Source organism: Prevotella sp. P5-64 (assembly GCF_002251285.1).
Classification (GTDB): domain Bacteria; phylum Bacteroidota; class Bacteroidia; order Bacteroidales; family Bacteroidaceae; genus Prevotella.
On record NZ_NPJK01000004.1, the window covers coordinates 79109 to 91773 of the forward strand.

The 12665-nt window shown below is 50.9% G+C and carries 11 protein-coding genes; 8 read left to right on the forward strand and 3 right to left on the reverse strand.

The window, feature by feature from the left end; translation table 11 throughout:
* Positions 1-9: 9 nt before the first annotated feature.
* From CIK87_RS00835 to CIK87_RS00845, 3 genes are all read right to left on the reverse strand, one after another.
* Positions 10-795 carry a DUF4369 domain-containing protein gene (locus tag CIK87_RS00835; protein WP_022309690.1) on the reverse strand — a complete coding sequence of 262 codons (786 nt, stop codon included), beginning with the start codon at positions 793-795 and terminating at the stop codon, positions 10-12.
* Positions 796-945: 150 nt separating this feature from the next.
* On the reverse strand, positions 946-1377 hold the full coding sequence (locus CIK87_RS00840; RefSeq protein WP_371327091.1) for a hypothetical protein: 432 nt from the start codon (positions 1375-1377) through the stop codon (positions 946-948).
* Complete coding sequence (locus CIK87_RS00845; protein WP_094384649.1) at positions 1358-1693, reverse strand: septum formation initiator family protein; 336 nt, start codon at positions 1691-1693, stop codon at positions 1358-1360. Before CIK87_RS00845 ends, CIK87_RS00840 begins: the two co-directional genes overlap by 20 nt.
* Before the next feature lie 146 nt (positions 1694-1839).
* Here CIK87_RS00845 and CIK87_RS00850 point away from each other — a divergent pair, with 146 nt between their 5' ends.
* From CIK87_RS00850 to CIK87_RS00880, 8 genes are all read left to right on the forward strand, one after another.
* Positions 1840-3621 (forward strand): DNA polymerase III subunit gamma/tau, encoded by a 1782-nt coding sequence (locus CIK87_RS00850; protein WP_094384652.1) that lies wholly within the window; start codon positions 1840-1842, stop codon positions 3619-3621.
* 148 nt (positions 3622-3769) lie between these two features.
* A complete protein-coding gene (locus CIK87_RS13840) occupies positions 3770-4111 on the forward strand; it encodes a hypothetical protein (RefSeq protein WP_144008056.1) in 342 nt (113 codons plus the stop codon).
* Positions 4112-4190: 79 nt separating this feature from the next.
* On the forward strand, positions 4191-4451 hold the full coding sequence (locus CIK87_RS00855; protein WP_094384654.1) for a hypothetical protein: 261 nt from the start codon (positions 4191-4193) through the stop codon (positions 4449-4451).
* A 388-nt stretch (positions 4452-4839) separates the two neighbouring features.
* Complete coding sequence (locus CIK87_RS00860; protein ID WP_254046483.1) at positions 4840-7785, forward strand: SusC/RagA family TonB-linked outer membrane protein; 2946 nt, start codon at positions 4840-4842, stop codon at positions 7783-7785.
* Positions 7786-7806: 21 nt separating this feature from the next.
* Positions 7807-9354 carry a SusD/RagB family nutrient-binding outer membrane lipoprotein gene (locus tag CIK87_RS00865; RefSeq protein WP_022309684.1) on the forward strand — a complete coding sequence of 516 codons (1548 nt, stop codon included), beginning with the start codon at positions 7807-7809 and terminating at the stop codon, positions 9352-9354.
* A 35-nt stretch (positions 9355-9389) separates the two neighbouring features.
* The gene (locus tag CIK87_RS00870) at positions 9390-10415 is read left to right on the forward strand and encodes a glycoside hydrolase family 18 (RefSeq protein WP_094384658.1); all 1026 of its coding nucleotides are present in this window, start codon (positions 9390-9392) and stop codon (positions 10413-10415) included.
* A gap of 26 nt (positions 10416-10441) precedes the next feature.
* A complete protein-coding gene (locus CIK87_RS00875; RefSeq protein ID WP_094384660.1) occupies positions 10442-11593 on the forward strand; it encodes a BT_3987 domain-containing protein in 1152 nt (383 codons plus the stop codon).
* Positions 11594-11618: 25 nt separating this feature from the next.
* Complete coding sequence (locus tag CIK87_RS00880) at positions 11619-12635, forward strand: BT_3987 domain-containing protein (protein ID WP_094384662.1); 1017 nt, start codon at positions 11619-11621, stop codon at positions 12633-12635.
* Positions 12636-12665 lie beyond the last annotated feature (30 nt).

Consider the following 12665-nt stretch of genomic DNA (forward strand, 5'->3'; position numbering starts at 1 on the left):
GTTCATTGTTTATTTGCTTGCGCCAGGCTGGGCCATCTGGTTGGGTGTGGGCGCAGCCTCTACGGGCTGGGCGGGCGCCTGTTCCTGTGCAGGCACATCCTTCATGCCAGTCATAATCTGCTGGTTCTCGAGCGCCTTGGCGTAGTAGTCCTTGACGTATGGGTCGTTCTTGAAATTGTCGGTAGCCTTGCTCATGATGTCCTCTATCCAGGGGTCGAGCATGGGGTAGGTGTTGTTGATGGTAGCCATGAAGAACACGCCGGGACCGAGCACGTTGTCAAAATTCTCGGTGACAAAGCTGGTAACCAGCTGGTCTTCTTCCTGCGACAGCTTCTGGGCGGTGGCCTGGAGCTGCTGGTTCACCACGTTCATGTCGTTGCCGTTCATGATGGCCTGGTCGTGCTGGTGGATGAGGTCGGCCTGCTGGCTCTTGAGCTGGTTGAACTTGTTGAAGAACTGGAACAGCTTGTCGTTGAGCGGAGTGCCGCTTACCACCTGCTGGGTGTTGTCTATCTTGACCACGATGTCGCCGGCTTCGAGCACTACGGGCATCACGCTCTCGTCTTCCATGAATATGGTGGCCATGCGCACGGTGTCTACAGTGCCGGTAAACGAGAATTTGCCGTGAACGACGTCACACGAGTCGAGGTTCTTCATCTCATTGTTTACCAATACCTTCAAATATAGTTTGCGACCATCCAAGGTGGAAATATTGGACGTGCCTTGGATGTCGAACGACTTTGCACAAGATGTCAGCGTCAACAGGGCGATAAAGTAAAATACTACTTTCTTCATATATAGCTTTTAGTTCTGTGTTGTTGTGCCGGCGGTGACGACCGAGCTTTTGCTCGCCAGTATCAGCCCCCGGCTTGTTAGCACAAAGGTAATATCTAATATCGAAGTTATGAACTTTTTTAATGCTTATTTATAGATTAGCGCCTACTTTTAAGTATTTTTTGTTTTCTTGAGTTCGCTGTCGAGGCGAAGTGTAGTGTAAACCTCAAGGATGGCGGCGATAAGCAGCAGCACTACCCACTTGTTGTATACATATTCTATATAGGTGTAGTACCCCGCGCTCATGTTGCTGTCGAAGAGCGACACCAGAACATGATACACGGTGTCTACCATGAGCATGCCCGAAAGAATGAAGAATATGTCGGCAATGCTCTGTATGCGCTTGAGCCGCTTGATGGTCGGGTCGTTGCCCTCGTAGGTCTGCATCATCTGCATGATGGCAAACATGCACGCGCCGAAGAGGAATATCCAACACATCACCTGCTGCCAGAGCAGGAAGCAGTAACAGCCGGCGCCCACCACCATGAGCAGACCGCCTGAGAGATAGATGGCATTCTGCCACTTATTCATTGTTTTCATCATTGTCATTTGTCGTTTGGTCATCGCTGAGCACAAAGATGTCCTCGTCATCGGTCTTCATGAAATAACGCTCGCGAGCTACCTTCTCGATGGCTTTGGGATTGCGCGTCAGCTCTTGCAGCTTCTTCGTGTCGTGTTCGTTCTGGGCATTATACCGCTCTATCTCGTCCTTGAGGTCGCCGATCTGCAGCTCATACTGGATGCGCTTGCGGAAGCTGTTGTTGCCTACCACACCCACCATGATTGTACCCAGTACGATTACGATGAGATACTTGTAATGACCGAGCAGATTGCCTATATTACCTTTACGAAAAAACATATTTATATGTATTACACGTGCAAAAATACTAAATATCATCGAAACTTTCGACATTTTTAGTTACTTTTGCAATAGAGATGCCAATATTCGTCGACCAGACGATGGGCGTCGCTATCATTGCAACATTAAAATATATCCCTATAAGTATGGAAGAATACATTGTATCCGCCCGCAAGTACCGCCCGATGAGCTTCGACTCGGTGGTGGGACAGTCGGCGCTTACCACTACGCTCAAGAATGCGGTGAAGAGCGGCAAACTCGCTCACGCATACCTCTTCTGCGGTCCGAGAGGAGTGGGAAAGACCACCTGCGCGCGTATCTTCGCCAAGGCCATCAACTGCATGCACCCCACTGCCGAGGGAGAGGCGTGCAACGAGTGTGAGAGCTGTCAGGCGTTCAACGAGCAGCGCTCCTACAACATCTTCGAGCTCGATGCCGCCAGCAACAACTCGGTAGAAAACATCAAGGCGCTCATGGAGCAGACACGCATCGCCCCCCAGCTCGGCCGCTATAAGGTCTTCATCATCGACGAGGTACACATGCTCTCTACGGCTGCCTTCAACGCCTTCCTCAAGACGCTCGAGGAACCGCCAGCCCACGTCATCTTCATCCTCGCCACCACCGAGAAGCACAAGATACTGCCCACCATCATCAGCCGTTGCCAGATTTATGACTTCGACCGCATGACCGTGCCCGGCATCGTAAACCACCTCAAGATGGTGGCAGAGCGCGAAGGCATCAAGGCAGAGCCCGAGGCGCTGCACATGATAGCCGAGAAGGCCGACGGCGGTATGCGCGACGCGCTGTCAATCTTTGACCAGGCGGCGAGCTTCAGCCAGGGCGACATCACCTACAAGAAGGTGCTCGAAGACCTCAACATCCTCGACAGCGAATACTACTTCAAGGTCATCGACCAGGCACTCGAGAACAAGGCCTCCGACATCATGGTGCTGTTCAACCAGGTGCTCTCCAAGGGCTTCGACGCAGGCAGATTTGTCAACGGACTTGCCACCCATGTGCGCAACGTGCTCATGGCGCGCGATGCCGAGACCATAGCCCTGCTCGAAGTGAGCGAACAGCAGCAACAGCGCTACAAAGAGCAGGCACAGCGTTGCTCTGTACCGTTCCTGTACAAGGCGCTGCGCATCCTCAACCAGTGTGACGTCAACTACAGGCAGAGTTCCAACAAGCGCCTGTTGGCTGAAATCACCCTGATAGAGGTGGCACAAATCACCCAGCCCGACGATGCCGCCGGCGTGGGGCCTGGCCCCAAGCGATTGAAATCCCTGTTCAGACTTATCACAGCGTCTCAGCCTAAAGCGGCAGCACAGGTGGCCGTGGCTGAGCCCCCTGTCCGCCGCCCGCAGAAGGAGGTGCAGACAGTAGAGGCTGTGGCTCCTTCTGAAGCGCCCAAGACCCCATCCCGGGCGGCGCAACCTATGGTTAATCCCCTTCTGGGCATGTCGTCGCTCTCGTTCAGCTCGATACTGAAAAGCGAGGAGAAAGTGGCACAGATCGAGGACGACGCCTTCAAGACCGACGCCGACAGCGCACAGCCCGAGGGGAAGCCCTTCGACGACGCACAGCTCGGACTGGAGTGGCGTGGCATGTGCAACCGTATGCCCAAGAAGTATGTCGCGCTGGCGCAGCGTATGAAGAACATCGACCCCGTCATCACCGACTATCCCCTTGTCGAAGCGGTGGCAGACAATACCTTCCTGGCCAACGAAATCATCGAAATCAAGCCGCGTATAGAGAAGACGCTGCAAATTGCGTTGGGTTGCCCCGACCTCAAGCTCAGCGTGCGCGTGGCAGAGGCGAAGGAGGTAAAGCGTATGCCTACCCGCCGCGAGATGCTCGACCATCTGCGCGCCAACCATCACGCTGTAGGCAAACTCATCGACAATCTGCAGCTCCTTCTCACATAACTGTGTCGGCGCATTAGGGAAGGGGAGCGCAGTAGCCCATACCCTCAGCCTACAGCCGACAAGCACAGTCGCCGCAAAGGGACAAAAGCAAACACCAGCAGTTGCTTTTGTCCCTTTCTTCGTGTCTGCAGCGCCCAAGCCCCTCCCTTTGACACCCACCGTTGCCACCTTCTCCGCAAGTCGCCAACCCCTCGTAGCCTGTCATCACTCCCTCGCCGAAAGCCCCAACCTCCTTCGCCACCCACCATCACTTCCTTCGCCACCCGCCATCACTCCCTTCGCCATCTGCCATCACTCCCTTCGCATCGTCCGGCCATTCGCCCGCCATCCACGAGCAACGAGTGAGGGCGCCCACCATCATCTGCTCTCTGTTGGCGTGGCAAGACATCCCTCTGCTTGGGCAAGACATCCCTCTACCCATGCAAGAAAAGCGAACGGCACGGCAAAACAACTCTCTGCCCATGCAAGAAAAGCGAACGACGCGGCATGATATCAGAATTTCAAGGTTTGCAATGTACAAATCAGCCCATGCAATACTCATTTCGCACCTTGAAACGTAAAAAACCGCGATGGCGCGGCAGAATATGACCGTCGCGGCGACCGTGGCGACATCGCCCGTTCTGTCCGTCGGGTTCGTCATGCCTACGCCCGGTGCTTATACCTTTTATAATATATACGCGCGCACGCGTGCGATAGTTTCACCCATGACAGAGGGCGTCGCAATGAAATTTTTTTTAACGCTAATTCCTTGGAAAATAAGCAAAATGACAGCCGAGATAGTCGCCAACCTTGATTTTTTGGCACCGGCATATAAAAAATGGCAGAAATAATTGCGCAATTGCTAAAAAAGGTTTATCTTTGCATCGAAATAAAGACGATACATACAACCTAAACAACATAACCTGATGATAACAGACCCTCAAGCATGAGTTTGTGAACTGAACAAAGCATACTATGGTGCAGGTGCGTCGTCCGCGACGCGCCCAAGCCAGAGGGGACACTCTCAGGGCGGTATTAAACCAATTGCGACCCAACAGGGAAACAACTAACATAGATATTGAGTGAAAATTCTCATATTGTTTAATTTTATAACTTACAAAAAACCTATGGACAGAATGCAATCTAATTTGCTAAGATTTTTTCTCATCGGCATTGTGCCTTGGTAGCGTTTCTGCATTTGTAGTAGGAGCGCCCAGTGAGAAAGCTCCCTTCAACAAGGTGGAGCAGGCTAATGAGAAGACAGTCGGAGGACAGGTACTCGATGAAAATGGCGAACCTGTCATTGGTGCAACCGTAACGGTAAAAGGAACAAAAACCGCAGTAGTCACTGACATCGACGGTAAGTTCTCTTTCAAAGTTCCCGCCGGAAGTACCTTGGTAGTAACCTATCTGGGCTATGCCGACAAGGAAGTGGCTGCCACAGGTACAGGTATGACCATCAACATGGCTCAGGACGAGAAGACTCTCGATGAAGTAGTCGTTACCGCTCTGGGTATCAAGCGCTCGGAGAAGGCGCTTAGCTACAATGTACAGCAGTTGGGCAACGAAGACCTGACCACTGTAAAGAGCACCAACTTCATGAACTCTCTCGCCGGTAAGGTGGCTGGTGTCAACATCAACGCCTCTTCTGCCGGTATGGGTGGTGCCACACGTGTCGTAATGCGTGGTCCCAAGTCTATCAACCAGAGCAACTCTGCTCTCTACGTAGTAGACGGTGTGCCAATCAACAACCGCAACAACGGTGTGGCCGAGAGTATCTATGCCAGCCAGCCTGGAGGTGAAGGTATCGCCGATATCAACCCCGAGGACATCGAGAGCATCAGCGTGCTCAGTGGTCCTGCTGCTGCCGCTCTTTACGGTTCGGCTGCCGCTCAGGGTGTGATCATGATCACTACCAAGAAGGGTAAGGAAGGCCGCGTGTCTGTTGTAGTAAGCAACAGTACCCAGTTCTCAGACGTATTCAAGATGCCCGAGTTCCAGAACGAGTATGCCAACCGTCCCGGTGAGGTACGCTCTTGGGGTGAGAAGGGTGGTTCTGAGTTTACAGGTTTCGACCCTGAAAACTTCTTCAACACCGGTACCAACGTTCAGAACAACGTGTCTCTGACAGTAGGTAACGGCAAGAACCAGACTTACGCATCGGTAGGTACTACCAATGCCAACGGTATCATGCCAAACAACAGCTATGACCGTTACAACTTCACATTCCGCAACTCTACCAGCTTCCTGAACGACAAGTTGACTCTCGACTTCAACCTCAACTATGTGAAGCAGAGCGACATGAACCTCATGGCTCAGGGTCAGTACTTCAACCCGCTGGTAGCGCTCTACCTCTTCCCACGTGGCGAGAGCTTTGACGCTATCCGTACCTTTGAAGTCTTTGACCAGTCTCGTGGTATCTATGTTCAGAACTGGAACTTCGGTGACGCTCTGTCTATGCAGAACCCCTACTGGATTGCCAATCGCATGAACCGTACTACCAAGAAGCATCGCTATATGATTAACAGCAGCTTGAAGTACCAGATTTTCGACTGGTTGGACGTAGTGGGCCGTATCCGCTTCGACCGTGCCACCAGCAAGTCTGAGGACAAGCGCTATGCTTCTACCATCAACCTCTTCGCTCACTCTGACTATGGTTTCTACGCCTATTCTAACGCTGTAGACCAGAGCGTTTATGGTGACGTGATGTTCAACGTAAACAAGAGTTTTGACAAGTTCTCTATCGGCGCCAACGTCGGTGGTTCGTTCTCTCGCACACAGTATGACAACAATGGTTTCCAGGGTGGTCTGCGTGCTCCTTCCAATATCTTCAGCCCCAACGCCATTGACTATGCCAATGCGACCAACGACAACCGTCCTATCTACGCTTTCAACAAGCATAACATCAACTCGGTATTCGCCAACGTCGAACTGGGATGGCGCAGCATGGTTTACCTGACTCTGACAGGCCGTAACGACTGGGATTCTGCCCTTGCAGGCACCAAGAACGAGTCGTTCTTCTATCCTTCAGTAGGTACTTCTGCCATCATCTCTCAGATGGTGAAGCTCCCCGAGTTTATCGACTACCTGAAGGTACGTGGCTCTTGGGCATCTGTAGGTTCGGCTATCAGCCCCAACATCACTTCTCAGTGGCGTTACAACTTCAAGCCCAACACTCAGACCTATGAGACTGTAACTTATAAGTTCCCCAAGACATTCTATCCTGAGCGTACCAACTCATGGGAAGCCGGTCTTACCGCACGCTTCTTCAACAACGCTCTGACTCTGGATATGACATTCTATCAGTCTAATACCCGCAAGCAGACCTTCCTCCGTCCTATCACAGTATCTGAGGGTTATGATCACGAGTATGTACAGACCGGTAACGTACGCAACCGCGGTCTTGAGCTTTCTATCGGTTACAACCACCAGTTTGGCAAGCTCTCTTGGAGCAGCTCTCTTACCTACAGTATGAACCGCAACAAGATTGTCGACCTGCTCGCCGATCCAGAGGTGACCATCAGCACAACCGGTCTTAACGGCGTGGGTGTAATCCTGAAGAAGGGTGGTACCATGGGTGACGTGTACAGCTATACCGACTTTGCTCGTGACAGAGAAGGCAATATCGCTCTCGACGCCAGCGGCAACGTAATCCGCAAGACTCTCTCTAACCCCAAGTATCTGGGTAGCGTATTGCCCAAGGGCAACATCGGTTTCTCTAACGAATTCTCTTGGAAGGGTATCAACCTCGGCTTCCTCCTTACTGCCCGTCTCGGTGGTATCGTAATGAGCCAGACCCAGGCCATCATGGACTACTACGGTGTGTCAAAGACTTCTGCCGCAGCCCGCGAGAATGGAGGTATCCCAGTCAATACAGGTCTCGTACCTGCTGAAAAGTACTATGCTGTAGTAGGTGGTGACAACCCCATCTGGTCTGAATATACCTACAGTGCTACTAACGTACGTCTGCAGGAAGCCCACATCAGTTACGATGTTCCCAAGAAGTGGCTTGCTGGCCTCGACCTCTCTCTCGGTCTTACAGCCAACAACCTCTGGATGATTTACTGCAAGGCTCCTTTCGATCCCGAGTCAACAGCTTCTACCGGTACCTTCTACCAGGCTCTCGACTACTTCATGCAGCCAAGTCTCCGTTCGTTAGGTTTCAATGTTAAACTGAAGTTCTAATTACATTAAATGACTTTCAAAATGAAAACTATTATAAAGACAATAACCTTCGCTGTTGCATCAGTGGCAGTAATGGGCCTCGCAGCTTCATGTACTGATGGCTTCGAAGACGCCAACCGTCCCGGTGGTGCCCTCAACAATGAAGAAATCAACCGCGATAACTATAGCACCGGTTCTTTCATGGTTCAGATGGAGACTGAGGCTTTCCCCGAGCAGGAGAATACCTATCAGATGAACCAAGACCTTATCGGTAACTACCTCGGCCGCTTCATGACTTATGCCAACAACGGTTTCGCTGGTAGCAACTTCGCCAAGATGAATGCTCCTGTAGGATGGGTACGTTATCCATTCGCCGACAGTATGAAGAAGACCGTTTCGGCTTTCAATGAGATTGCCCGTCTCTCTACCAAGGAGAGTCTGCCTTACGCATGGGCTCTGATCCTGCGCGCACAGTCATTCCTGCGTCTTACCGATATGTATGGTCCTCTGCCAATCGGCGCTGAGGAAGATCCCAATGCCTACTCTTCACAGGAGACCATCTACAAGACTCTCGTGGCTGACCTCGACCACGCCCTCGGTGTAATCAACGGTATGATCGCCGCCAACGGTGGTAGCCTCGTACAGTTCAAGGACGCCGACCAGGTCTATGGTGGCGACTTCACCAAGTGGGTGAAATTTGCCAACTCTCTCAAACTGCGTATGGCTATCCGTATGCGCTTCGTGGCTCCCGACTATGCCAAGAAGGTAGGTGAGGAAGCTGTTGCCGCTGGTGTCATCACCTCTAACGACGACAACTGCGCCATCAACTACAACCCCAACGGTCAGTGGAAGACCTCTGTAGAGTGGGGCGACAGCCGCGCATGTGCCGACATCGAGAGCTATATGAACGGTTATGGTGACCCACGTATCAGCAAGTACTTCAGTGCTACAACTACCGAGGGCGACCGCGCCATCATCGGTTGTCGTGCCGGTGCCAACATTGGTAATAAGTCTGTTGCCGGTGGTCTCTACTCTGCAGCCAACATCGAGAAGGACTCTCGTGGCGTATGGCTCACAGCAGCTGAAATGACATTCTGCCGTGCCGAAGGTGCGCTGGCCAACTGGTCTGGTATGGGTGGCGACGTAGAGTCTCTCTACAAGCAGGCCATCAAGCTCTCTTTCGAGCAGTGGGGTGCCAAGAACGTAGATGCTTACCTCGAAGACGATGCAAGTACTCCTGCCGACTATAAGGATGCTACCGATGGTTACGGTGGTTCACATGGCAAGATGTCTACCATCACTATCAAGTGGGACAACAGCGCTTCTGCAGCAGAGAAACTTGAGCGCCTTATCGTCCAGAAGTGGATTGCCCTCTTCCCCGACGGTCAGGAGGGATGGTGCGAGATTCGTCGTACAGGCTATCCTAAGGTATTCCCCGTAGCCCAGACTACTTCTTACAGCATTGAGGTGCCCAACCGTATTCCTTTCGACTACACTGAGCCTACCAACAACCCTGTAAACTATCAGAAGGCTGTACAGCTCCTCGGTGGTGCCGATGACTATGCTACCAAGATGTGGTGGCAGAAGTAATCACTATATTATCAACTAATAAATTGACAAAAGCAATGAAAAATATATTCAAAATGCTGCTCGTGTCGGTAGTTGCCTTTATGTTTGCTGCCTGTGACACAGATGTCGAGACAAAGAATCCCGTCAATCTCACCGACCCTGCGCGCACTCCAGAGTACTATGAGGCTCTGAGAGCATATAAGAAGAGCGACCACCCCGTAGCCTTCGGATGGTTTGGTAACTGGGTAGGTGCCGGTGCTTCTCTCGAAAACTCGCTCCGCGGTCTCCCCGACAGCGTAGACTTCGTTTCAATATGGGGTAACTGGCGTAACCTCACACCCGAGCGCAAGGCCGACCTCCAATATGTACAGACTGTAAAGGGTACACGTGCTCTCGTATGTTTCATCGTACAGAACGTAGGCGACCAGCTCACTCCCGAGGGCGAGGATGCCACTACATTCTGGGGTGAAGGCGACGAGGCTATCGTGAAGTATGCCAATGCCATCTGTGATACCATCGACAAGTATGGCTACGATGGTTTCGACTATGACTATGAGCCTAACTACGGTCACAGAGGTAACATCTCTGGTGTTCCCGCTGCCGAGAAGGTATTCGTAGAGGCTCTCAGCCGCCGTCTTGGTCCAAAGTCGGGTACAGACAAGATGCTCGTCATCGACGGTGAGCCTCAGACTATCAACTCAGAGCTCGGTCCTTGCTTCAACTACTTCATCGTTCAGGCTTACCAATGTACCGGTGACGCTAACCTCGATGGTCGTCTCCAGGGTACTATCATGAACTTTAATGGCGTACTCGAGCCCGAAGAGGTTGCCAAGAAGTACATCGTTACCGAGAACTTCGAGAACTTTGCTCTTGCTGGTGGCGTATCATTTACTGACCGCAATGGCAATGAGATGATGAGTCTTGAGGGTATGGCACGTTGGCAGCCCATCATCAATGGCAAGAAAGTCCAGAAGGGTGGTATCGGTACCTATCACATGGAGTATGAGTATATGGCAGGCAAGCAGCCTTCTTATCCCGCTCTGCGTAAGGGTATCCAGATTATGAATCCCGCGATTAAGTAGTATTTAATTTCATAATAACTGCAATAATGAAAAAGATTTCAAAATTCATATATGGTGGCATCCTTCTCGGCGCCGTAGCCCTCACAGGTTGTGAGAATGCCGAATACGACCAGCTCACCAATCAGGCATACATCCTGCAGACAGCGACTAATGCCAATTCTTCGCAGAAACTTACTGTCGGCAACGAGTGTGTCTCTACAGACATCAACGTACGTCTGTCTGAAAAGGCTACCGAGGCAAGCAGCTTCAAGCTGGTGTACGATGCTCAGGCTCTCGAGCAGTTCAACTCCAAGAACGAGACTTCTTATACAGCTCTGCCTGAGGGAACATTCTCGCTCTCTGCCAATGAGGTGACCATTGAACCCGGTACTTCTGTATCTAACCCCGCTACACTCACCGTCAATCCTTACAACGATGAGCTCAAGAATAGCGGTAAGAAGTATGCACTCGCCTTCCGTCTCGAGAAGGTTAGCGGCAACGCCAATGTCCTCAAGTCTGGTAGCGTAATGGTATTCGTTCTTGACCAGGTGGTTATCCAGCCTGTTGTACAGTTCAACGTAAGACATTATATCGGCCAGGATCTCAACGAGACTTATACTACTACAGAGTGGACTATGGAGATGAATATCAACAAGGATAAGCTCGGTACACGTGTGGGTGAAATGAACAACCAGGCTATCTACAGTACTGGTCCCGATGAGGTTTATGTACGCTTCGGTGATGCTCCTATCGAGGGTAACCGTCTGCAGATCAAGACCCAGGGTACACAGATGAACAGCCAGATGCTCTTCAACGCCAACACATGGTATCACATCGCCTACGTATGCACCGGTGCCAAGTTGTATCTCTATGTCAACGGTCAGCTCGACAACTCTATGGACCTGCCTGGCAAGGAGACCCGCGTTTCTTCTGTATCTATCAGCTCTAACTCTACCTATAACAAGGGTAACTCTTACTACAGCGAGGTTCGTCTGTGGAAGAAGGCACGCTCACAGAAGGAGATTCAGAACAATATGTACTCTTGCGATCCCACCACTCCCGGCTTCATCTTCTACTACAAGTTCAATGAGGGTCAGGGCTTCAAGTTCAAGGATTGGTCTGGCAATGGCAACGATGCCACAACTAAGGACAATTTGGTTCCCACTTGGATTCAGGATGTACGTATTGATGGTAAATAATAAACTGTAAAAACGTAAGAAGATTATGAAATCAATGATAATTAAATCAGCCGTTGCGCTGATAGCCGCATTGCCCCTCTTTACGGCATGTCAGGGTGAGCCCGAGGTGGGCTCGCTCCTTCACCCCGAGGAGCAGACAAGCAATGATCCCAAGGTATATATCAATGAGGTATCTGCACCTGCCAATGCAACACAGGCAACTGTAGTTCAGACTCCTGCAGGATTTGTTGTACCCGAGGATACATACGAGTTCTATGTACGTATTACTACTCCTGTAGAGAATGACGTAGTCGTTACTGTGGCTGAGGATACAGAGGCTGCCGCTGCTGGCGCCGCTGCTTATGGTGCTGACAAGAACAGTGCTCTTGCTCCTGGCTGTATGGCTATTGAGAACAATACTGTTACCATCCCTGCTGGCAAGAATGTATCTGCTGAGCCTGTCAAGTTCAAAGTAACTGACAGCGAAGCCATCAGAAACGTTTCTGGCAAAGCTATTGCAGCCATCAAGATTACTGACGTCAAGTCTGCTTCTAAGGTTGCTGTGGGTAAGGACCACAATGCTTATTATACATTGTTGGACAAGAAGGTAACCAACTTCAAGGGCTTCAGCGACGATCTGTTGACCAAGACCAAGCTTACTGCAGCTGATCTGACCTACACCTTCCAGGAAGAAGACTATACTGAAAAGCTCATGGATACATACACCAGCACATGGGCAGATATGTATGCTGGTCCAGAGCCAATTTACTGTGAGTTCAAAACTCCCCAGCCTCTGATTGGTGTTGCTTACCAGTATGGTTATGACGCACCTTACGGTCCTTATACCCTTGAAATCTTTACCAGTAACGATGGTCAGAACTGGACATCTCAGACTGGTGGAGCTTTGGAAACTGGTTATACAGATGGTGTTGTTTGCATCAACTTCTACTCAGCAATTACATGTAAGTATGTAAAGTTCATTCCTTACACTTGCTACTATGGTTACTTCTTTGGCGAAGAGTACAACCAGACATGTGTAGGAGAACTCTATATGTTCAAATAATTTGTTGTTTCATAATATAGCGTTGGTTTA